Origin of the sequence: Collinsella aerofaciens (genome assembly GCF_028207065.1) — a bacterium.
GTDB classification, from domain to species: Bacteria; Actinomycetota; Coriobacteriia; order Coriobacteriales; family Coriobacteriaceae; genus Collinsella; species Collinsella aerofaciens_AR.
Genome location: NZ_JAQLFP010000021.1, coordinates 20,959 through 42,446, shown reverse-complemented (window position 1 = coordinate 42,446; position 21,488 = coordinate 20,959). Strand labels below are relative to the sequence as shown.

The 21,488-nt window shown below is 60.0% G+C and carries 20 protein-coding genes; all 20 read left to right on the top strand.

Features of this window, described 5'->3' with window-relative positions:
- Positions 1–84: 84 nt before the first annotated feature.
- Entirely contained in the window at positions 85–1,707 is a 1,623-nt protein-coding gene (locus PMX72_RS07150) for a peptidoglycan D,D-transpeptidase FtsI family protein (RefSeq protein ID WP_117786677.1), read from the top strand.
- 127 nt (positions 1,708–1,834) lie between these two features.
- A complete protein-coding gene (locus tag PMX72_RS07145; RefSeq protein WP_161144737.1) occupies positions 1,835–3,259 on the top strand; it encodes a UDP-N-acetylmuramoyl-tripeptide--D-alanyl-D-alanine ligase in 1,425 nt (474 codons plus the stop codon).
- Positions 3,260–3,262: 3 nt separating this feature from the next.
- Positions 3,263–4,282 carry a phospho-N-acetylmuramoyl-pentapeptide-transferase gene (mraY, locus tag PMX72_RS07140; RefSeq protein ID WP_006234262.1) on the top strand — a complete coding sequence of 340 codons (1,020 nt, stop codon included), beginning with the start codon at positions 3,263–3,265 and terminating at the stop codon, positions 4,280–4,282.
- Between the two features lie 9 nt (positions 4,283–4,291).
- On the top strand, positions 4,292–5,698 hold the full coding sequence (murD, locus tag PMX72_RS07135) for a UDP-N-acetylmuramoyl-L-alanine--D-glutamate ligase (RefSeq protein ID WP_117786675.1): 1,407 nt from the start codon (positions 4,292–4,294) through the stop codon (positions 5,696–5,698).
- A gap of 36 nt (positions 5,699–5,734) precedes the next feature.
- Positions 5,735–7,228 carry a putative lipid II flippase FtsW gene (gene ftsW, locus PMX72_RS07130; RefSeq protein ID WP_117786674.1) on the top strand — a complete coding sequence of 498 codons (1,494 nt, stop codon included), beginning with the start codon at positions 5,735–5,737 and terminating at the stop codon, positions 7,226–7,228.
- Entirely contained in the window at positions 7,218–8,333 is a 1,116-nt protein-coding gene (murG, locus tag PMX72_RS07125) for an undecaprenyldiphospho-muramoylpentapeptide beta-N-acetylglucosaminyltransferase (RefSeq protein ID WP_006234259.1), read from the top strand. Before ftsW ends, murG begins: the two co-directional genes overlap by 11 nt.
- A 97-nt stretch (positions 8,334–8,430) precedes the next feature.
- Complete coding sequence (murC, locus tag PMX72_RS07120) at positions 8,431–9,849, top strand: UDP-N-acetylmuramate--L-alanine ligase (RefSeq protein ID WP_055286074.1); 1,419 nt, start codon at positions 8,431–8,433, stop codon at positions 9,847–9,849.
- Between the two features lie 5 nt (positions 9,850–9,854).
- Positions 9,855–10,766 carry a UDP-N-acetylmuramate dehydrogenase gene (gene murB / locus PMX72_RS07115; RefSeq protein WP_117636007.1) on the top strand — a complete coding sequence of 304 codons (912 nt, stop codon included), beginning with the start codon at positions 9,855–9,857 and terminating at the stop codon, positions 10,764–10,766.
- A gap of 424 nt (positions 10,767–11,190) precedes the next feature.
- Positions 11,191–11,979 carry a cell division protein FtsQ/DivIB gene (locus PMX72_RS07110; RefSeq protein ID WP_271746194.1) on the top strand — a complete coding sequence of 263 codons (789 nt, stop codon included), beginning with the start codon at positions 11,191–11,193 and terminating at the stop codon, positions 11,977–11,979.
- Between the two features lie 199 nt (positions 11,980–12,178).
- Positions 12,179–13,333 (top strand): cell division protein FtsZ, encoded by a 1,155-nt coding sequence (gene ftsZ / locus PMX72_RS07105; protein ID WP_271729549.1) that lies wholly within the window; start codon positions 12,179–12,181, stop codon positions 13,331–13,333.
- 210 nt (positions 13,334–13,543) lie between these two features.
- Positions 13,544–14,344, top strand: coding sequence for a purine nucleoside phosphorylase YfiH/LACC1 family protein (locus PMX72_RS07100; protein ID WP_271729548.1), 801 nt, complete (start codon positions 13,544–13,546; stop codon positions 14,342–14,344).
- Positions 14,341–15,177, top strand: coding sequence for a phosphate ABC transporter substrate-binding protein (locus tag PMX72_RS07095; protein ID WP_271729547.1), 837 nt, complete (start codon positions 14,341–14,343; stop codon positions 15,175–15,177). Before PMX72_RS07100 ends, PMX72_RS07095 begins: the two co-directional genes overlap by 4 nt.
- A gap of 1 nt (position 15,178) precedes the next feature.
- Complete coding sequence (pstC, locus tag PMX72_RS07090) at positions 15,179–16,105, top strand: phosphate ABC transporter permease subunit PstC (protein WP_271729546.1); 927 nt, start codon at positions 15,179–15,181, stop codon at positions 16,103–16,105.
- A gap of 3 nt (positions 16,106–16,108) precedes the next feature.
- On the top strand, positions 16,109–17,014 hold the full coding sequence (gene pstA / locus PMX72_RS07085) for a phosphate ABC transporter permease PstA (RefSeq protein ID WP_006234250.1): 906 nt from the start codon (positions 16,109–16,111) through the stop codon (positions 17,012–17,014).
- Positions 17,015–17,026: 12 nt separating this feature from the next.
- Complete coding sequence (gene pstB / locus PMX72_RS07080; protein WP_271729545.1) at positions 17,027–17,830, top strand: phosphate ABC transporter ATP-binding protein PstB; 804 nt, start codon at positions 17,027–17,029, stop codon at positions 17,828–17,830.
- Between the two features lie 92 nt (positions 17,831–17,922).
- The gene (locus tag PMX72_RS07075) at positions 17,923–18,780 is read left to right on the top strand and encodes a phosphate signaling complex PhoU family protein (RefSeq protein WP_271729544.1); all 858 of its coding nucleotides are present in this window, start codon (positions 17,923–17,925) and stop codon (positions 18,778–18,780) included.
- Between the two features lie 119 nt (positions 18,781–18,899).
- A complete protein-coding gene (locus PMX72_RS07070; RefSeq protein WP_117736390.1) occupies positions 18,900–19,637 on the top strand; it encodes a YggS family pyridoxal phosphate-dependent enzyme in 738 nt (245 codons plus the stop codon).
- Positions 19,638–19,697: 60 nt separating this feature from the next.
- Positions 19,698–20,420: a cell division protein SepF gene (locus tag PMX72_RS07065; RefSeq protein ID WP_271729543.1), complete on the top strand. Its 723-nt coding sequence runs from the start codon at positions 19,698–19,700 to the stop codon at positions 20,418–20,420.
- Between the two features lie 15 nt (positions 20,421–20,435).
- The gene (locus PMX72_RS07060; protein WP_040358293.1) at positions 20,436–20,723 is read left to right on the top strand and encodes a YggT family protein; all 288 of its coding nucleotides are present in this window, start codon (positions 20,436–20,438) and stop codon (positions 20,721–20,723) included.
- A gap of 61 nt (positions 20,724–20,784) precedes the next feature.
- Complete coding sequence (locus PMX72_RS07055) at positions 20,785–21,459, top strand: DivIVA domain-containing protein (protein WP_117854958.1); 675 nt, start codon at positions 20,785–20,787, stop codon at positions 21,457–21,459.
- Positions 21,460–21,488: the final 29 nt, after the last annotated feature.

The window sequence follows — 21,488 nt, the reverse complement described above, 5'->3', positions numbered from 1 at the left end:
CCTCAAGTGCATAACAACAGGTCGCGCAAGAGTTCGTCGACCGAATGGCTCACAGGCGCGCCTCTGCCTCGCCGCAAAGCCGTCATGGGATTCATTGGGTTTGGCTTGGGCTTGGGCGTCTTTCGCCTTGCCGACTATCAAATTGTCGAAGCCGATAAACTGCGCGAGCGTGCCGATGCGCGCCGCCTGCTTGCGCAGACCCTCTATGCCAAACGCGGCACCATCTACGACCGCAACGGTAACGTGCTAGCGTCGTCGGTCGAATGTCGCAACATCGCCGTGAACCCGCAGCTTGTCGAGGATGTTGACAAGACGGTGTCGGCGCTGGTCAAGGCAACTGGGATCGATAAAAAGACCTGCCGCAAGCTCGTCGAGTCCGATGGCACCTGGGTGTATATCAAGCGCCAGGTGGACGAAGACGATGCTGCGGCGCTGGAGAAGAAGAACCTGCCCGGCGTGCTTTTTGAGCAGGCCATGAAGCGCGTATATCCATACGGCAATCTGGCATCGCAGGTGCTGGGTGTAGTGAATGTAGACAACGACGGCTTGACGGGTCTCGAGAAGCAATACAACAAGCTTCTGACCGGTACGAACGGTTCTCTTGTGCGCGAGCGCGCGAGGGACGGCAGCTATATCGCGGGCGGTGCCTATAAAAAGGTGGCTGCGGTCGACGGCGTTGATATCGTGACGACGCTCGACGTCAATATCCAGCGTGCGGCCGAGGATGCCCTGGCAGAGGCAGTTGAGAAGACTAAGGCCAAGAACGGCTCGGCGCTGGTCACCGATCCTACGACAGGCGAGATCTTGGCAGCCTGCTCGTATCCGACTTACGACCAGACCGATCTGGAAAACGCCAAGACCGAGGATATGAACTTGCGCCTGGTCACCGACGCCTACGAGCCCGGCTCGGTCTTTAAGACGCTCGTGGCGGGCGCCGGCTTCGACTTGGGCGTCGTGCGATCGAGTACGTCGTTTGAGGTGCCGGCGAGCATCAAGGTGGGTGACGATACCGTCACCGATGCCGACAAGCGCGACTATGCCATGACCATGGATGTGCGCGAGATGATGCGCCGTTCGTCCAACGTGGGCTTTGTCCTGGTGGGGCGCAAGATCGGTGCGGACGACTTTGCCGCCTATGTGGACAAGTGGGGCATAGGTCACAGCTCCGGTGTCGATTTTCCGGGCGAGAGCCTGGGCATCGTCAAGGAGCGTGACCAGTATGACGGCGCCACGCTGGGATCGATGAGCTTTGGACAGGCGCTGTCCGTCTCGCCGATTGAGATCGCACGTGCCGTGGGCGGCATCGCCAACGGCGGCGTGATGATGACCCCGCACTTCTATAAGTCCAGCAAAGGCGACGAGAAGGACTGGGGCGAAGGCGAGCGCGCGATTTCTGAGGACGCCGCATCCCAGGTGACATCGTGCATGCAGACGGTCGTGTCCGAGGGAACGGGCGTTGGCGGCGCGGTTGACGGCTGTGACGTGGCGGGTAAGACCGGTACGGCCGAACGAGCCGACGAGAACGGCGGCTACCTCAAGGAGAACTACATGTCGTCCTTTATGGGCTTTGCGCCGGCACAATCGCCCAAGGTGCTGTGCTATATCACGCTCGACGGAACGCCGAGCGGCTCAGATGCCGCTGCGGTGCCGTTCCAGTCCATTATGGCCAACGCGCTCGACGTGCTGGGTATCCCGCACACGAAGTAGGGGGTTACAATCTTTGGGGCGTGGTTTGTTGTCCCATATGAGGGGTGTTCACATGCCCTGCACCACGCATGCGCGGCGCTGGGATACAATACGCCGATAGCATTATTAGGTTTACAGGGGAGCTGCAATGATAGAGATCGCCGTCAACAACCTCGCGGCCGCAACAGGGGCCCGAACCGTGACGGGAGAAGCCGATCGGGTATGCCGCGGGTGCGTTATCGACTCGCGCCAGGTCGAGGAAGGGACGATTTTCGTCGCCTTTCCCGGTGAAAACGTCGACGGCAATGATTTTGCTTCCCGTGCCGTCCAGTCGGGCGCCGGCGCCGTCGTGATGACGCGTGAGCCCGAGGCCGAGCTGGTCTCGCTGGCGCAGGACAAGGGCTGTGCCATCTTGCTGACCGATGATCCCGAGGAGTTTCTGCTGCGTTTGGCGCACACGTACCGTCTGGAGCTTGGCTGCCTGGTCGTTGGTATTACCGGTTCTATCGGCAAGACGACGACCAAGGACGTGCTCGCCGCCGTGCTCGCCAAGCGCTATCGTGTCTGGGCCACCAAGGGCAATTTCAATAACCTGATCGGCATGCCGCTCACGGTGCTTTCCGCTCCGGCCGATACCGAGGTCCTGGTGCTCGAGATGGGCATGAACCATTTCCACGAGATCGAGCGCCTGTCCCAGTCCGCCAATCCCAACCTTGCCATCGTGAGCAAGATTGGTACCTCTCATATCGGCATTTTGGGTAGCCGCGAGAACATCGCCCGCGCTAAGGCCGAGATTGTCCAGGGTATGTGCGCCGCCGGCGACTTCTTGCCGCTGCTGGTTTTGGGCGGCGAGGACGACTTTACGCCGTTCATTCGCGATACGTTCGCCCAGCCTGCTGGTATCGACGTGATGCTGGCCGGCGTCTCGGACGATGATGAGGTCCGTGCCCGCGACGTTCGAGTTGATGACGAGGGCCGTCCGGTCTTTACGCTCGATTTTGGTCAGGGCGAGACAATCGATACCATGCTTGCCATCCCCGGCGTGCAGTCCGTCCCAAATGCCGTTAAGGCCGCCGCGGTTGCCTATCGCCTGGGCGTGACGCCCGAGCAGATCGATGCTGCCTTTAGGGGCCTCACGATTACCGGTCATCGCCAGGAGATCAAGCGCGCCAAGAGCGGTGCCCGCGTCATCGACGATTCCTATAACGCCAGCGCCGAATCCATGGCTGCTGGCCTCGATCTACTGTGCTCGCTTTCGTGCACGGGGTCTCGCATGGCGATCTTGGGCGAGATGGGCGAGATGGGCGATGAGGCCCCTCGCATGCATGAACTCGTGGGCGCCTATGCCGCCGCCAAGAAGCTCGACATGCTGGCGTGCGTGGGTGGTGAGCTGGCCCAGCTTATGGCCGATGCCGCGCGCATGATGGGCATGGACGAGGACCGCATCCAGGTGTTCTCCGATTATCAGCAGGTGCTCGACCGCATGGGCGGCGCGCTTGAAAAACATGATGTTGTACTGGTCAAGGGTTCCCGCTTTGTTGAGCTCGACCGCTTTGTGGAAGGTGTGTGCTAGCCCATGTTCGGCAATCCCTCGTATCCAACGTATCAGGCTTTTTTGGGGCTTGGCATCGCCGCTGCCATTGCGCTGCTGCTCATGCCGTGGTGGATCAAGCTGCTCAAGGTCGAGGGTATCGGCCAGCAGGTTCGTGCCGACGGCCCCAAGCGTCATTTGGTTAAGCAGGGAACGCCCACCATGGGTGGTGTTGTCATCCTCGTCGCGATCTCGCTGACCTGCCTGCTGATGGGCAAGCTCACCACCGAGCTCGTGCTCGTGCTGCTCGCCACGCTGGCGACCGGCGTGCTGGGCCTGATCGACGACCTGACCTCCGTTACGCATGGGCGCTCGCTCGGTCTGACGCCTCATGCCAAGATGATCGGCCTAACCATTATCTGTGTCACCTTTACGGTACTTGCCGTCAACTGGTGCGGCGTCGCCCCCGAGATTCGTTTTCCCGGCGGCCTGACGATTGACCTCGGTGTTCTTTCGACCACCATCTGCGGCCTTTCGTTCCCGTGGCTCTACATTGTCTTTTGCTGGCTGATGATCGCCGGTCTTTCTAATGCCGTGAACCTGACCGATGGCCTTGACGGTCTTGCTGGTGGCACCTCCATGATTGCCATGCTCGCCATGGCTGCCATGGCGTTTTTGCACGGAGACGTGAACCTGTCCATCTTCTGCACCGCGTGTGCCGGTGCCTGCTTGGGCTTTCTGTGGTTCAACTGCTATCCGGCGAGCATCTTTATGGGCGATACCGGCTCGCTTGCCCTGGGCGCCGCGTTTGCCTGCACGTCCATCATGACCAACACCGAGGTCGTCTCCCTCATCATCGGCGGCCTGTTTATCGTTGAGACCCTGTCGGTAATGATTCAGGTTGTCTACTTCCACTTTACGCACAAGCGCGTCTTCCTTATGGCGCCCATCCATCATCATTTCGAAAAGAAGGGCTGGGCCGAGACCAAGGTCGTCATCCGTTTTTGGATTATCGCTGCGGCCTTTGGTGCCGTTGGCCTTGCTTTGTTCTTCCAGTTGGGATAGTGGTCTTTCATGCCTCTTGCTGATGTCTTTAGCCTGCTCGTTTTGGGTCAGGGCAAATCCGGTCTCGATGTCGCCCGCTGGGCGCTGGCACATCCCGAGCGCGTAAGCGCCGTTACCGTGTATGGCGGCGGCACCTCTGAGCCCAATGACGCCACGCGTGCGCTTGAGGCTGCTGGTGCGTCGTTTGTCTATGGGACCGAACAGGTCGAGGGCGCCTATGACGTATGCGTGACGTGCCCGGGCATCTCGGAGTTCTCGGGCTTCTTTAAGGCCGGGCGCGAGCATGCCGCCCAGATTATGGGTGAGCCCGAGTTTGCCTATCGCCTGTCGCCCGATAACTGGATTGCCATCACGGGTACCAACGGCAAGACGACCACCACGTCGTTGACTGATTATCTGCTCAAGGCTGCCGGCGAGGTCAGCGTAGCTGTCGGCAACATCGGCGAGCCGCCGGTCAACGAGATTGACGGCCGAGCCCACAACGAGTGGTTTGTGGCCGAGCTCTCGAGCTACCAGATTGCTACGACCGCCGAGCTTCATCCTCGCGTGGCGGTGCTGCTCAACATCACTCCCGACCACTTGGGCTGGCATAAGAGCCATAAGAACTATGCGCTTGCCAAGATCAAGCTGTTTGACAATATGGTCGATGACGATCTGGCGGTTGTCGACGTCGAAGACGCCGGCATTCACGAGTTCGATGAGTACATCTACACGCCGGGTCGTCGCATCTGCAAGGTTGCCTTTGACGAGCCTGAGGGTGAGGATGCCGCCTTTGTACGCGATGGCAAGATGATCGTGCGCCTGAAGGGCGTCGAGACCCCGCTCATCGCTACATCCGAGCTCAAGATTTCGGGCCATCACAATGCTATCAATGCCCTGTGCGCTGCCACGGCTGCCCTGGCAGTCGGTGCCGATGTCGATGGCGTCTGCCGCGGTCTGGCCTCGTTCCAGCCGCTCGAGCACCGCGTGGAGCCGTGTGGCGAGATTGACGGCGTGCGCTACGTCAACGATTCCAAGGCGACCAACACCGATGCGGTCGAGAAGGCACTGACGGCATTTCCCGATGACGACGTGATCTTGCTGCTCGGCGGCCACGATAAGGGCACGCCGCTCACGGACTTCGCGCGCGTTGTTATGGATAACGTACGCTCGGTCGTCTGCTTTGGCGATGCGCGCGAGCGTTTCACCGCCGCTATGGACGAGGCCGATGTCGATGGCGATGTGGATATCGCCCAGGCGGATGACCTGCGCGATGCCGTGGACGTCGCCCGTTCGCTGTCGAGCCGTGGCGATGTGATCTTACTTTCTCCTGCCTGCTCTTCGTTCGATGAGTTCTCGGGCTATGAGGAGCGCGGCCGCGTGTTTAAGGACTATGTGGCCCAGCTTGCCGCTGCGGCGAAATCGCAAATGGAATAGGGGTTGCCGGTGAGAGAGGAGAGCCCCCGACAAGGTATGAGGAGGCCCGACTCGGACCGTGCTTCCTCGCGGCGCAGCACACCGCGTTCCGGTCGCGGCGGGCAGACGTTTAGCGAACGCTATATTGCCGGCGTTCCCGCCCGTATCATGCGCCCCCGTTTGATATTCATGGCCTGCCTGTTTACCTTGGTGTGCTTTGGCCTGCTGATGGTGTACTCGGCGTCTTCGGTCGAGGCGCTGCACGAGAATGGCTCGGCGACGTTTTTTCTGTTTCGACAAGCCGCGTTTGCCGGAGTTGGCGTGCTGGCTATGGTTGCCATCGTGCGCATCTTGCCGGACAGTTGGTTTGGGGAAGACGTGCTCAGGATCTTCCTCATCGGCATGATGGGGCTACTGCTTCTGGTGTTCTTGGTGGGCAGCGGCAGCCGTGGCGCCACGCGCTGGCTCAACATCGCCGGTATTCAGTTCCAGCCTTCCGAGTTTTTAAAGCCATTTGCCATTGCGTATTCGGCCATCATGCTTGATCGTTTCTTTTCGCCCGGTGGCAACATCAACGAATTCCTTCGCAAGATGGGCATCTACTTGGGCATTTCGCTCTTTCTGATCTTTATCCAGCCCGATTTCGGTACTGTCCTGATCATCCTGTTGACCCTCATGTGCATGGCGTTGTTTGCGGGTCTCGACCCCAGATTTATCATCGGCGTGCTAATCTTCGGCATTCTCGTGATCGTGATTGCGCTTGTTGCAGAGCCGTACCGTATGGTGCGTATTCAGGTTGCCTTGAACCCTTGGGCCGACGAGTATGGTGACGGCTATCAGGCCACGCTTGCCATCATGGCCTTTGCCTCGGGCGGTCTGTTCGGCCGTGGCATCGGCAACTCAACCATGAAGTACTCGTATCTGCCCGAGGCGCACAATGACTACATCCTGGCCATCATTGGCGAGGAAGTCGGTTTTGTCGGAACCGTGCTGTTCTTCTTGGTGTTTGCGATGCTGATCTATTCGGCGTTTCGCATTGCCGAGCAGGCGACCGATCGTCGGGGCGCGCTTATGGCGTCTGGCTCCGCGGTCATTCTCGCGGTGCAGTTTTTGATTAACGCGTTGGGCATCCTCAACGTGTTTCCCATGACGGGCAAACCGTTGCCGTTTATTAGCTACGGCGGTTCGTCGATTATTGTGTCGCTTATGCTCGCCGGTCTGATCCTGCGCGTTTCGTACGAGAGCGCCCGTCGCGATGAGTACGACCGTCGCCGCGAGAGCTTTGCCGTTATGGATGAGAGTACCGCCGGCGTAGCCCATGTGCGCGGTGAACGACCTTCGCGTAGCGGCTTTACCGTTCTGGATGGTTCTGCATCCGAGCCGGCAGCTCGTCCACGCCCGCGAATGGCTCCGCAAGGTCGTCCGCAGCGCCCCAGCCCTCGCAACGCGGGCGGCGGATATAATCGAATCGATTTGAACTCGGACCCGTCGGCGCGTCTGCGTACCGACGACCAGGGACCGCGTGTACGAAGGGACTACCATGACCGATAAAATGACCGTTGCTATTGCAGCCGGCGGCACGGCAGGACACATCAACCCCGCGCTCGCCTTGGCCGAAGAACTGCGTGACCGTGGCCACCACGTTGTGTTCGTGGGTCAGTCGCGCAAGCTCGAGGGTCGTCTGGTCCCCGAGGCTGGGTTTGATTTTGTGCCCATTACGGTCACGGGCTTCGACCGCTCCCGTCCTTGGACGGCGCTGACCTCGCTGTGGCGTGTCAACAAGGCCAAACGTGCGCTCGCCAGTCATTTCTCAAAGGTCGGCAAGCCCGATGCCGCCATTGGTTTTGGTGCCTATGTCGAGGTTCCGCTGCTGGGGTGGTGCAAGGGCGCGGGCGTTCCGTATCTGCTGCATGAGCAGAACTCTGTTCCGGGCCTGGCCAACAAGATGATGAACTCCCACGCCGCCCGCGTGTGCATCTCGGTGCCGGCAGCGCGTTCGGTCTTTGAGCGCGAAGGTGACCCTGGCCACGTGCTCATGACCGGCAACCCCGTACGTCGCTCGGTAATCGAGGGCGATCGCGCTCGCGGCCGCAAGGCACTTGGCGTTCCCGAGGACGCTACGCTGTTGCTCGTCTTTGGCGGTTCACTTGGCGCCCAGCACCTCAACGAGCGCGTGGCTTCGCTCAAAAACGAGCTGCTTTCGCGCAAGAACCTCTATGTGTTGCATTCGACGGGTGCCGACGGCTTTGAGGAGACCGAGCGCGCTTTGGCGCTGACGCCCGAGGAGGCGAAGCGTTACCGCGTCCAGCCTTACATCGACAACATGGGCGATATGCTGGCTGCTGCCGATTTGGTGCTCTCGCGTTCGGGTGCATCGAGCGTGGCCGAGATTGCTGCGCTCGCCGTGCCCTCGGTGCTCGTGCCGTATCCGCATGCGACGGCCGACCACCAAACCACCAATGCCCGTTATCTGGTCGACGCCGGGGCCGGTGTGCTCTGCGCCGATGCCGATATCGACGGTTCTGCCTTTGCCGATGAACTGCTGCACCTGGTCGATGACGCGGCGGCGCGCGACGCCATGCGTCAGGCGGCGCGTGGTCTGGCTCAGGATAGGGCCGCCGCTCTTCTGGCCGATGCGGTAGAGGGTTTGCGTTAGTTAGACGGGATATCGTCGGTCGCCCTCGCGCTGATTCGGTAGGTGCGGTACAGTTAACGGGTTACAGGCAGTGTTTACGCAAGGAGTACACGAGCACATGGCTGATTCCCAGACTGCAACCTCCGCGCCCGAGTTTAAGAGCGCCCACTTTATCGGTATCGGCGGCGCCGGCATGAGCGGCATCGCCCTCGTTCTTCACGAGCGCGGTTATGCCGTTACCGGCTCCGACCTTAAGACGTCACGTTATATCCGCCAGCTTACCCGCGCTGGTGTGAAGGTGCATGTGGGCCATGAGGCCGCCACGATCGACGAGGTCAAGCCCGACGTGGTTGTTGTCTCCACCGCTATTCCGGAGTCCAACCCTGAACTCGTGCGCGCTCGCGAGCTTGGTATTCCCGTGTGGCCCCGTGCCAAGATGCTCTCTGCTTTGGGCCACGGCTACACCACCGTCGCTGTTGCCGGCACGCATGGCAAGACCACCACGTCTTCGATGTGCGCCACCATGCTCGACCGCATGGGTCTGGATCCGAGCTTCTTGATCGGTGGCATCGTCGAGGGCTATGACACGAACGGCAAGAACGGCTCGGGCGACTACTTTGTCGCCGAGGCCGACGAGTCCGACAGCTCCTTCCTGTTCCTGAACCCCAACGTGGTCATCGTGACCAACGTCGAGGCCGACCACCTCGATCACTACTCGGGTATCGAGGAGATCGAGGCAACTTTCGCCAAATTCATGAGCCTGGTGGGCGAGGACGGCACCGTCATCGTCTGCGGTGAGGACCCGCATCTGGTCGAGCTCGCCAAGTCGACGGGTCGTCACGTGCTTTCCTACGGCTTTGCCGAGAGCAACGACATCGTCTGCATGCACCCGGATGTCAAGGGCATCCAGAGCGACTTTATCGTTCGCTTTGAGGACGGCACTGAGCACGCTGTGGAGATCAAGAGCAATCCCGGTCGCCACAACATGCTCAACGCCACGGCGGTGCTCACCGTCGCCCATGTCCTGGGCCTTGACATCGACGCCGCCGCCAAGGCGCTCTCGAGCTTTGAGGGCGTCCGCCGTCGCTTTACCCACGTGGGCGATATCGATGGCATCACCGTGGTCGATGATTACGGCCATCACCCCACCGAGATCAAGGCGACGCTTGCTGCCGCTTCGTCGCTGGGCTACAAGCACGTCGACGTCGTGTTCCAGCCGCACCGCTATTCGCGCCTGCAGGCCCTGTGCGACGACTTTGCCGATGCATTTGCCAATGCCGATAAACTGCTGCTGATTGATGTGTTCTCGGCTGGCGAGATGCCCATTCCGGGTGTCACCTCTAAGATGCTCGCCGATACCGTGCGCGCCAAGCATCCTGGCAAGGAGGTCGTGTACTGCTCCAGCCGTCTTGAGCTCAATCAGGAGCTCGAGCAGATGGTGGGCGAGGGCGACCTGCTGCTCACCATGGGTGCCGGCGACGTTACGACCGTCGGTCCCGAGTTCATTGAGTATCTGACTGCCAAGAAAGACGCTTAAGTCTAATGGGTCTGTTTAACGCCGTCATGGCGCTCTCGGGCATGATCGACACGGATGTGATCGAGGACGAGCGCCTTGCGCGTCATACGAGCTATCGTATCGGCGGCAAGGCCGACCTCTTTGTGACGTGCCATAGCTATCATGCCCTCCGCCGCGCCGTGGCGGTGCTCGATCGCGAGCAGGTGCCGTGGGTCATCATCGGCAAGGGCTCCAATCTGCTGGTTGCCGATGGCGGTTATCGCGGTGCCGTCATTTCGCTCGGACGTGAGTTTCAGCGCACGGTTGTTGCCGATGACGGTTGTACGCTGACGGTCGGTGCGGGCGTGATGTTTGCGCGCCTGGTCAACGATGCCCTGTCGCGTAGCCTCTCGGGCCTTGAGTTTGCCGTTGGCATTCCTGGTTCGGTCGGCGGTGCGATATCTATGAATGCCGGCACGCGGACCGAGTGGATTGGCTCGCTGGTTGAGGATGTCGTAACGTTTGACCCGGCATCCGGTATCAAGCATTATGCGGGGTCCGAGATCTCTTGGGGCTACCGCGAATGTAGCCTTCCCCGAAATGAGATCATCCTCGAGTGCGTGCTCAAGCTTAAACCGGCGCCCAAGGCCGACATTCGCGAGCGCATGGAGCGGTACCTTACAAGGCGCAAGCGTACGCAGCCCATGGGTCGTGCATCCTGCGGGTCTGTCTTTCGCAACCCGCCCGATGCGAGTGTGGGCAAGCTTATCGAGGATTGTGGATTAAAGGGTTTTTCGATTGGCGGCGCGGAAGTTTCGCCCGTTCACGCTAATTTTATCGTTAATAACGGAACTGCCTCGGCCGATGACGTTGCCGCGGTTATCAGACATGTGCACGGAAAGGTGAGGGAGGCGTATGGCATCGAGCTCAGACCGGAAGTTAAATTCCTCGGCTTCTAGAGCATCGAAACCCACCTTCCGCCGCGCCGGAGGGCGTTCCGGCGCGCCTGCCAAACCTCAACGCAATACCGTCGCGCACTCTAAGTCTGTCGGGCATGCTCGACAGACCAGTCGTCCGGTCGTCGGCTCGCAGCTCGGTAATCGTCCGGCCGCAAAAAAGTCCTCGCGTCCCTCGGTGACGTCAAAGCCTGTTATGGGCGCCAAGCCTGCCCGTCCCATGGCAGCTCCCAAGCCCTCGACGGGAACTAAAGCGGCGCGTCCAGGTCGCACGCTGGGCGCATCGAAACCGCGCTCGCTGACATCGGTGCCGGCTACCGCCAAGAAGCCTTCGAGTAAAAAAGGTTTCAACCCGTTATCTTCACTTGGAGCGATGGCAAATAAAACATCAGACGCCGCTTCTGTCGTTACAGGCAAAGGCAAAATCGTGGGCGGCGTTCTGGCCGTCTTGGCCGTGCTCGTCGTCGTTGCCACCGTGGTGATCAACTCTGGACTGTTTACTGCCACTGATATTCAGATTCAAGGCAGCGAGCATGTGACGAAGCACGATGCTATCCAGCTGATCGACTTGCCCGAGGGAACGTCGCTTTTTAACGTCGATCCCGACCAGATTACCGAGGATCTCAAGCAGAACCCGTGGGTTTCGGGCGTGGATGTCCAGCGCCAGTTTCCCCATACGCTTATCATCACGCCGACGGAGCGTAAAGTTATCGCCATTGCGTATATCAGCTCCGATGACCTTGCCTGGGCTATCGGAGACGATGACACCTGGATCGCCCCGCTGTCGACGTCGGTCGAAGTGGACGACCAGGGCAACGTCATCACGACAGGGCAGGGCTCAAATACCTTGACCGGAATCGATGCCGCGCTGGCGCTCGCCAAGCATTATGGCGCGGTGTTGTTGACTGATGTCTCGGCGGATGTCGCTCCGGTTTCCGGCCAGGCGGTGAACTCCAAGGCCGTTAAGGCCGGCCTGGATTATGTGCGTGGTTTTTCGAGCGAGTTCTTGGGACAAGTCAAGGATATCTCCACGCCTTCGGTCGAAGCCATCTCGGCAAACCTCAATAACGGCATTGAGGTGTCGCTGGGCGATTCGGACGATATCGCCAAGAAGGAACGCGTAGTCACCAAGTTGCTTTCGCAGGTAGAGGGCGTAACGTATATCAATGTGCGCTCTCCAGGCAACTACACATTTAGGAATGCTCCGACCTCGTAGCGCTGGTTGATGCTTTGTTGAGGGGCCATACCACGCCGTTTATCTGGTTTGTTTGGTTTTCACGGTCAATTATTTGACTGATACGTTCATAATGTGCAAACATAATACGGTTTACCTTTGCATTTACTTTCAACCTGAAGGTTAATGTGCGCAGGGGTCGACCCATGCTATGGCTATAACCTTTGTTCGGAGGACCGACATGCACGAGACAGAGATCAACAACTACCTTGCCGTCATTAAGGTGGTCGGCGTCGGCGGCGGCGGTACCAACGCGGTCAATCGAATGATCGAAGAGGGCATCCGCGGCGTCGAGTTTGTTGCCATCAACACCGACGCTCAGGCACTCGCGATCTCTGATGCCGATATCAAGGTGCACATCGGCACCGACCTTACCCGCGGCCTGGGCGCCGGCGCCAACCCCGAGGTTGGCCGCAAGGCTGCCGATGAGTCCCGTGACGACATTGCCGAGGCGCTCGCTGGCGCCGACATGGTGTTTATCACCTGCGGTGAGGGCGGTGGCACCGGTACCGGCGCTGCTCCCATCGTTGCTGATATCGCGATGAACGAGGTCGGCGCACTGACCGTCGCCGTCGTGACCAAGCCCTTCACCTTCGAGGGCCGCAAGCGCAAGAAGAGCGCCGAGGAGGGCATCAAGACCCTCTCCGATTGCGTCGACACCATGATCGTCATCCCTAACGATAAGCTGCTCGACATCGCCGAGAAGAAGACCACCATGCTCGAGGCCTTCGCGATTGCCGATGGCGTCCTTTCCCAGGGCACCCAGGGCATCACCGACCTCATCACCGTCCCCGGTATCATCAACCTGGACTTCGCCGATGTTAAGACCATCATGAAGCAGGCCGGTACCGCCATGATGGGTATCGGTACCTCTTCTGGGGATACCCGTGCCGTCGACGCTGCCCAGCAGGCCATCTCCAGCCCGCTGCTCGAGAGCTCCATCGATGGTGCCACGCGCGTGCTGCTCTCCATCGCCGGTTCCAAGGACCTGGGCATCCAGGAGATCAGCGACGCCGCCGACGTTGTCGCCAACGCCGTCGACCCCGAGGCCAACATCATCTTCGGTACCGTTGTCGACGAGTCCCTGGGCGATCAGGTGCGTATCACCGTTATCGCTACGGGCTTCTCCGACTCCAACGTCAACCGTCAGGATGAGCTCTTTGCTGCTCAGCAGTCTCAGAGCAAGGCCACTGCCTCCGCTGAGCCGCAGCGCACCGCTCCGGCTGCCAGCCCGGCTCAGGCCGCTCCGACCCGCAACGTCGGTGGTACCGAGCTGCCCAACTTTGGCAACGACCAGTTCGAGCTTCCCGACTTCCTGAAGCGCGGTAGCTTCTAGTTCGTTTTTCTCAACGACCTGCACGGGGTGTGTCCATTTGGATGCACCCCGTTTTGTTTCTCGTTTGTAAACGAAAGCCTCCAATCTCCTTACGTTCCCTTTACGTTTGGTCCCTACCGCTGCGGGTATCCTTTTAAGGAAGTATGACAGCCGTATAAACGCGGACTGCGCGGCGACGCCGCGGTACTTGTGTTATTAGGAGGCTTTAGTATGGCAGCACGTGCGGACAACGTTTCGCGTGTCGACCATGATGGAGTTACGTTGGTGGAGGGCGCGACATCCGATGTCCGCTTTGCCTTTACCGAGCGCACCGGTGGCGTTTCTGAAGATGCGTACTCCTCGCTCAACCTGGGCTCGCATGTAGGCGATGACCCCTTTGCTGTTCAAGAAAATCGTCGTCGAGCGCTCGAAGCTATGGGCGCCACTGAGTGCGAGCACAACCTGCTCGTTCCCAATCAGGTCCATGGTGACCATATCGTTGCGGTGACCTCGAACGGCGCCGATGACCTTGAGGACGTCCGCGAGCAGATTGCCGAGGGCTGCGATGCCATCGTCTGTACGGCCCATGACGTGCCCGTGCTGCTCTGCTTTGCCGACTGCGTTCCCGTGGTGCTGATGGCCCCCGGCGGGTTTGCCGTGGTGCACTCCGGTTGGAAGGGCACGATTGCACGTATTTCTGCCAAGGCGTGCCAGGCGCTTTGCGATGCTGCCGGCTGCGATGCGAGCGACGTTTCCGCCTATATCGGCCCCCATATCTTGGCTGACGAATATGAGGTATCCCAGGAACTCATGGACCGCTTTGCCGCCGAGTTTTCGTGCATCGATGCGGGCGCTTCTCGCATGCTCGATCTATCTGCCGCCATTCGTGAGGCGTTGGTAGATATCGGTGTGGACGCGGATAATATCGTGGATACCCAGCTTTCGACTGTGCGTCAGAACGACCGCTTTTATTCCTACCGTAACGAGGACGGCACCTGTGGGCGCCATGCCGCGATTGGCGTGATGCTATGAGAAAGATCGTATCGGTCCTGAGCGCCGCTGTGCTTACGCTTACGCTGTGTGCCTGTTCTTCGGGATCTTCTACCTCTTCCATTACCGTGGCCGGCTCCACGACCTGCCTTCCTATCGCCGAGATTGCGGCAGAGGGCTTTAAGGAGGGGACCGGCATCGACGTGCTCGTTTCCGGTTTGGGCTCTTCCGCTGGCATCGAAGCCGTCAGCGCTGGCACGGCCGACATCGCCAGCTCCTCCCGTGGACTCAATGCCGACGAACAGGATCTGGGCCTGACTCCCATCGTCATTGCCCACGACGGTATCGCGGTCATCGTGAACGACGATAACCCGGTCGATAACCTCTCGACCGAGCAGCTCCGCGATATTTACGCCGGCAAGATCACCAACTGGAAAGAAGTCGGTGGCGAGGACCTGAGGATTCAGGTCATCAACCGAGATGAGGCGTCCGGCACGCGTGAGGCCTTTCGCACCATCGTGATGGACGGCACCCCGTTCGATCGCCGCTCGGCCGTTCTTTCGGGCACGGGCCAGGTGCGCGACGTGGTATCTCGTTCGCGCGGTGCCATTGGCTACATTTCGCTGGGCTTCGTCGATAGCCTCAACGCCAAGACCTCGGTCAAGGCCGTCTCGGTCAATCATGTTGAGGCGTCCGAGAAGACGGTCGCGAGCGGCGGCTATCCCATCTCGCGCGACCTTTACTTCTTTGTGAAGGGTGCGCCTTCGCAGCAGGCGCAGGATTACATCGACTACGTGACGTCCGAAAAGATGGACAAGCAGATTCGCGAGGCGGGCTTTATTCCCGTCACCAACGACGAGAAGGGGAGTGAGTAGCATGGAAGCACAGGAAAACTCCCAGACTGAGCAGAATGCTCAGGCGCCCAAGAAGCGCGAGCTGGCGCTCGTATCGCGCAGCACCTATATCAAGGAGAAGGCGCTGCAGTGGATTTTCTTTGCCTGCGCGTTCTTGGCGGTTGTTACCGTCATCCTGATTTTTGTCTTTACCACGTACTCGGCGCTGCCCGTCTTTACCGACATCGGTCTGGCGGACTTCTTTAGCTTTACGTGGGCGCCCTCTGAGGGCCACTACGGCATCGTGTCGCTGCTTGCCGGCTCGGGTCTGGTGACCGTCGGTGCGCTCGCCATGGGTGTGCCCCTAGGCGTGGGCACGGCCGTGTATCTGGTCGAGATCGCCAGCAAGCGCGTGCGCAAGCTCATCAGCCCTGCCGTTGACCTGTTGGCCGGCATCCCTTCTATCATCTATGGCTTCTTTGGCATGATCATCATCCGTCCGTTTATCGCGCAACTGACCGGTGGTCTTGGTTTTGGTGCGCTGACGGCGTGGTTCGTGCTTGCCATCATGATCGTCCCTACCATCACCACGCTCACCATCGATGCCCTCAATTCCATTCCCATGGGTATTCGCGAGGCATCGTATGCCATGGGTGCTACTAAGTGGCAGACCATCTATAAGGTCGTGTTACCTGCCGCCAAGCTGGGTATCGTGGATGCCATCGTGCTGGGTATGGGCCGTGCCATCGGCGAGACCATGGCCGTGCTCATGGTCGTGGGTAACGCCCCGGTTATTCCCGACAGCATTGCGAGCCCCATCTCGACGCTCACGAGCCAGATTGCGCTCGACATGAGCTATACCTCGGGTCTGCATCGCTCGGCGCTGTTCGGCATGGGCGTGGTCCTGTTTATCATTTCCGCCACGCTGGTGGGCATCGTCCGCCTGGTTTCCAAGAAGAAGAGGGGGTAGGCTATGTCCGATTCCGTTGACACGACGGTCGATACGACCTCGTCGCGCGAGCGCATCAAGCGTGCCCTTTCCCACGGCAAGAAGGGCCGCATCAACAAGGACCTGTCCAACAAGATCATGCTTGGCGTGTTCCGTGCCGCGGCATACATCACCACGCTGGTGCTGGTCGCTATCATCGCCTACGTGGTCATCAACGGCCTGCCACACATCTCGCTCGACTTTATCTTCGGTTGGCCCCAGGGCGTCAACGCCGAGGGCGGAATTTGGCCCACGATCGTCTCGACCGTCTATGTGACGGCGCTCGCCATGCTTATCTGCACGCCGATTGCTGTGCTGGCAGCCGTCTATCTGGCCGAGTACGCCAAGCAGGGCAAGGTCGTCGAGCTCATTCGCTACGCTGCTGACGCTTTGGCCTCGGTGCCCTCCATCGTTATGGGCCTGTTTGGCTACGCCTTGTTTGTCGAGGCCATGGGCCTGGGCCTTTCGATGGTCTCGGCCGCTCTGGCGCTCGCGCTCTTGATGCTTCCCATCGTCATGCGCACCACCGAAGAGGCCATTCGCGCCGTCCCGCGCTATATCCGTTGGGGCGCGTACGGCCTGGGCGCCACCAAGTGGCAGGTTGTCTCCAAGATTGTGCTTCCTTCTGCCTTTGGCCGTATTGCCACGGGCATCGTCCTCGCCATCGGCCGCGCCATTGGCGAGACCGCGGTGGTGCTCTACACCATGGGCCAAGCCATCAATCTACCTATTTCGCCGCTCGATTCCGGCCGCCCCATGACGGTTCACCTGTACCTGCTTGCCAACGACGGCATCAACATGAACGCAGCCTACGGCACCGCGCTCTTGCTGATGGTGATCATTCTGGCCTTCAACCTGTTTGCGCGCTTCCTGTCGCGCAAGCGTCGCTAGTTAAGGAGTCCCATGTCCGTTTATCAGTCCGCTCCCACGCTGGAGCAAGTGGCCATTACGGCCAAGGATTTCAACTTTTGGTACGGTGACTTTCATGCGCTGACGGGGCTTGACCTCAACATCGCCAAAAACGCCATCACCGCCTTCATTGGCCCTTCGGGCTGCGGCAAGTCGACGTTTTTGCGCTGCATCAACCGCATGAATGATCTGATCGAGGGTACGCGCGTCGAGGGCACCATGACGCTCGACGGCAATGATATCTATGCCGAGGGCGTCGACCCGGTCGACCTCCGTCGTCGCGTGGGCATGATCTTTCAGCAGCCCAACCCGTTTCCCAAATCCATCTACGAGAATGTCGCCTTTGGCCCTCGTCTGCAGGGCGTGACTAGCAAAAGCGACCTCGATGACATCGTGGAAGAATCGCTCAAGCGCGCCAACCTCTGGAAAGAGGTATCCAATCAGCTCAACAAGGATGGTTTGGCGCTCTCGGGCGGTCAGCAGCAGCGTCTGTGCATCGCGCGCGTGCTTGCGGTGCAACCCGATGTTCTCCTGATGGACGAGCCCTGCTCCGCCATCGACCCCACGTCCGTCTCTAAGGTCGAGGATCTGATGGCCGAGCTGGCGCCCGAGATGACGATCATCATCGTCACGCATTCAATGCAGCAGGCAGCTCGTATCAGCGACTACACCGCATTCTTCTTGCAGGAAGTTGCCGGCGAGCCCGCCACGCTCATCGAGTATGGTCAAACCGACGCGATCTTCACCAGCCCGGTGGACTCGCGGACGGAAGACTATATCACCGGCCGCTTTGGCTGATCGGTGCGACTAGTCCCAAGCCGATCGGACCTAGTCCGGTGCGTATTCACTGTGCGGGCGGCATGACCGCACCCAACTGATTGGAGTGAACCATGCGCAAACTGTTTTCCCGTCAGCTCGTCGAGGCCCGTCACGAGATGCTGAGCATCTATGAGGCCGTCGATCTGGCCCTCCACGATGCCGTGAAGGCCTATGTGACCGACGACCGCAAGCTCGCCACCAAGACCAAGAAGCGCACGCTTTCGATTGACGCGCGCTGCGCCAACCTGGAGGCCGTCTGCTACAACCTGATCGCCACGCAGTCACCGGTTGCTTCCGACTTCCGCCTGCTTCAGACGATCATCTACGTCGACTTTAACCTGCAGCGCATGACCGATAAGGTCCGTCAGATCTGCCGTGCCACGCGTCATATGATCAAGGCCGACATCTCGCTGTCCCAGGAGCTTGTCGGCACGGTCGAGGCCGAGGCTGAGGCCGTGTACCAGGTGCTAGGCTCGTCGCTTTCTGCGCTCGTCACCAACGACATGTCCATCATTTGCAACCTGGCCGTCGAGGACGAGCCGGTGCATGCGGCATACGAGAAGTTCTTCCGCACCTTTAACCGTATGGATACGGGCGACTTTATGGACGATGACAGCAACTATGACGACCTGCGCCGCGCCATCATGGTTTCGCGCTACCTCGATCGCATCGCTTCCATTTCCATCGATGCCGCTTGCCGTCTGACCTTCCTGTTGACTGGTCAGCGTATGAACGCCGGCGATATCGCCCGTGTGGACGAGGATGAGCTCGAGAGCATGCGCGTGCCTTCGGGCGAGGGTGTTATCATGAGGCCCGCCGTCGACGCGCGCTACGTTGCCAAGGTGCCCGCCAACGAGGTCAGCGAGGGTCTTCGCTACCTGCTCGATCATCTTGAGGACGAGGACGATGGCGAGGACGACGAGGAGTAAGTGACCCCGTTCGTCGAAAGATTGTAAATACCTAAGTGAGCGCGGCCTTGCACATGCGGGACCGCGCTCTTGCGTTAGCATGGGACTACTTGTTTGGCTGTCAGCGGAGGCGATTGGCAATGGATAACTATTTGGACTTGATGCGCGCTCGCCGCGAGCAGATTCTGGAACGTTTTTATGCGGCGCTCGATCGCGCGGGCCGCCCCCACGACGCCGCGCGCCTCATTGCCGTGTCCAAGACCGTTGGTGTCGATGAGACCGTTGCCGCCATCCAGGCGGGGTATCGCCATTTTGCCGAGAACCGCCCGCAGGAGCTGGTTCGCAAGCTCACGGGTCTGGCGGAGCATCCGGAGCTGCCCGAGGTGCGCTTCGATATGATCGGCAACCTGCAGACCAATAAGATCAATGCGGTGCTGGGCTCAGCCGAGCTGATTCACTCGGTGGGTTCGCTGCATCTGGCGCAGGCGATCTCGAGCCGTGCTGTCCGCAAGATTGAGGCAGGCGAGCTCGCCGGCCTCCAGCGTGTGCTCATTGAGGTCAATGTGAGTGGTGAGGAGTCGAAGGGAGGCTTTTCGCCCGATGAGATTCGCGCCGCCGCGGGTGAGCTTGCGGAGCTTGAGGGAATTTGCGTGCAGGGGCTTATGACTATGGCGCCCCGGGGGAATAAGGATGTGGCACGCCGCACCTTTGCGGGGCTTCGTGAGCTGAGGGATGAGCTGGAGGCGGCGCATCCCGATTTGAACCTGCCTGAGCTTTCCTGCGGCATGAGCGAGGACTTTGAGCCTGCCCTTGAGGAGGGCTCTACGCTCGTTCGCCTGGGCAGGGTAGTATTTAGCCCGGAGTTTGCAGTAAAATAAGGCTCTGAAGTGCGCACTGATTATCGGGGCGCCTGCACTAAACCGCGAGAGGACACAACCATGGGCTTCCTTGACGAGATTAAAAATAAGATTCACCTGGGCGGCCAGCAGGGTTACGACCAGGGTTATGGCCAGGACGACGACTACGGCTACGATGACGGCTATGACGATGGTTATCAGGGCAACGGCTACAGCGGTGCTTCGGGCGAGGGCTTCTACACCCAAGACGAGCCGAGCAACGGCCTGCTTGGTCAGACGCGCCGTGGTGAAGCTGAGTCGGTTGCCGTGTATACGCGCTCCGGTCAGCTGGTCGGCGATGACTCCCGCCATGCCACGACGTATAACCCGCCTTCGCGCTCGCAGGACAGCGTTGCGAGCGGTTATCGTCCTGGTGCCTATGACACGCCGTCGAGCTACGCCGAGAACACCCGCGCCCGTGCCGCCGCTGCGCCCGCGCCTGCGCCGAGCGATGCCTCGGCCTATGCGAGCAATATCATCAACGCCACGCCGCAGCTGCCGGCCTATGTCCTGCGCCCCGAGAGCTATGACGACGTGGAGACCGTGGTACGCCGCGTTCGCACCAAGCAGCCTGTCGCACTGATTTTTGTGGGCGTACGCACCGAAGTTGCCAAGCGCGTCTTGGACTTCTCTTACGGCTTTGCCTGCGGTCTGGGCGCCACGGTCAAGGAGGTGGGCGACCGCGTGTTCATGGTGCTGCCCGCCGGTTGCGAGGTCAAAGATTCCGATCTCAAGAAGCTTCGTGCCGACGGCTACCTTAAGTAAAGACAAGACGAGGAGATTCCCATCAACATCTACACTATCGTCCAGCTGGTCAACACGCTGTTCAACTTCTATTCCACGCTCATTGTCGTCTACTGCTTTATGACGTGGATTCCCATGAAGCAGGGTGGTTTGCTTCAGGATATTGCCGCGGTGCTTGATAGCGTGTGCGGTCCGTGGCTCAACCTGTTCCGTCGTTTCATCCCGCCGATGGGCGGTATCGATTTTTCGCCGGTCGTTGCGATTATTGCGTTACAGTTGGTGCAGAGGCTGGTTCTGCAGCTTCTTATAGGTATACTCGTGTAGAACTGACTTAGTAACTTACGTCGGGCGTGTAGCGCCGAGGCGATGAAAAAGGAGACTTGTTATGGCTATTACCCCTGCAGACATCCAGGCTCAGACTTTCTCTGAGGCCAAGCGTGGCTACGATCCTGCCGAGGTCGACGTCTTCTTGGAGACACTGTCCTCCGAGGTTGACGCTATGCTCGCTAAGATCGTCGACCTTAAGGGTCGTCTGACTGCTACCGAGCAGCAGCTTGCCGATGCGCAGGCTCAGCTTGCCCAGGCTCAGGATGCCACCGCCCAAGCCGTTCCTGCCGCCCCCGTGGCTGCTCCCGCCCCTGACTTCTCCGCTCAGGAGCGCCAGATTTCCGCTGCCCTGATCGCTGCCCAGCAGACCGCTGAGACCATCGTCAACGATGCCAACGAGAATGCTGAGCGTATCCGCAACGAGGCTGACGCCAAGGCCCGCGAGGTTATCCGCCAGGCTCTGACCGAAAAGCAGGCCGAGCTCGAGGAGATCGATCGTCTCAAGGCTTCCCGTGAGGAGTTCAAGGCCGAGTATCTCAAGCTCATCCAGCACTTCATGGACGATGCCCAGAACTCCTTCCCGGGCGACCTCATGGCCTCCACGCCGGTCGGTTCTGCCGCTTCTCCTGCGGTGACTGTTCCCGCCGAGCCGCTGCCCGTCGCTGACCCGGTTGTCCCCGTGGCCGATCCCTTTGCCCCGATCGACAACTTTGCTGCCGACGACCTGGACTAGCATCAGAGCTACAATCTAGTGTCCTTAAG

Coding starts and splice junctions, on each gene's coding strand:
- PMX72_RS07070 (WP_117736390.1), top strand. CDS start 18,900: ATGGATAACTATTTGGACTTGATGCGCGCTCGCCGCGAGCAGATTCTG.
- PMX72_RS07095 (WP_271729547.1), top strand. CDS start 14,341: ATGAGAAAGATCGTATCGGTCCTGAGCGCCGCTGTGCTTACGCTTACG.
- PMX72_RS07100 (WP_271729548.1), top strand. CDS start 13,544: ATGGCAGCACGTGCGGACAACGTTTCGCGTGTCGACCATGATGGAGTT.
- murG (WP_006234259.1), top strand. CDS start 7,218: ATGACCGATAAAATGACCGTTGCTATTGCAGCCGGCGGCACGGCAGGA.
- murB (WP_117636007.1), top strand. CDS start 9,855: ATGGGTCTGTTTAACGCCGTCATGGCGCTCTCGGGCATGATCGACACG.
- PMX72_RS07075 (WP_271729544.1), top strand. CDS start 17,923: ATGCGCAAACTGTTTTCCCGTCAGCTCGTCGAGGCCCGTCACGAGATG.
- murC (WP_055286074.1), top strand. CDS start 8,431: ATGGCTGATTCCCAGACTGCAACCTCCGCGCCCGAGTTTAAGAGCGCC.
- mraY (WP_006234262.1), top strand. CDS start 3,263: ATGTTCGGCAATCCCTCGTATCCAACGTATCAGGCTTTTTTGGGGCTT.
- ftsW (WP_117786674.1), top strand. CDS start 5,735: ATGAGGAGGCCCGACTCGGACCGTGCTTCCTCGCGGCGCAGCACACCG.
- ftsZ (WP_271729549.1), top strand. CDS start 12,179: ATGCACGAGACAGAGATCAACAACTACCTTGCCGTCATTAAGGTGGTC.
- PMX72_RS07150 (WP_117786677.1), top strand. CDS start 85: ATGGGATTCATTGGGTTTGGCTTGGGCTTGGGCGTCTTTCGCCTTGCC.
- PMX72_RS07055 (WP_117854958.1), top strand. CDS start 20,785: ATGGCTATTACCCCTGCAGACATCCAGGCTCAGACTTTCTCTGAGGCC.
- pstC (WP_271729546.1), top strand. CDS start 15,179: ATGGAAGCACAGGAAAACTCCCAGACTGAGCAGAATGCTCAGGCGCCC.
- murD (WP_117786675.1), top strand. CDS start 4,292: ATGCCTCTTGCTGATGTCTTTAGCCTGCTCGTTTTGGGTCAGGGCAAA.
- pstB (WP_271729545.1), top strand. CDS start 17,027: ATGTCCGTTTATCAGTCCGCTCCCACGCTGGAGCAAGTGGCCATTACG.
- PMX72_RS07145 (WP_161144737.1), top strand. CDS start 1,835: ATGATAGAGATCGCCGTCAACAACCTCGCGGCCGCAACAGGGGCCCGA.
- pstA (WP_006234250.1), top strand. CDS start 16,109: ATGTCCGATTCCGTTGACACGACGGTCGATACGACCTCGTCGCGCGAG.
- PMX72_RS07065 (WP_271729543.1), top strand. CDS start 19,698: ATGGGCTTCCTTGACGAGATTAAAAATAAGATTCACCTGGGCGGCCAG.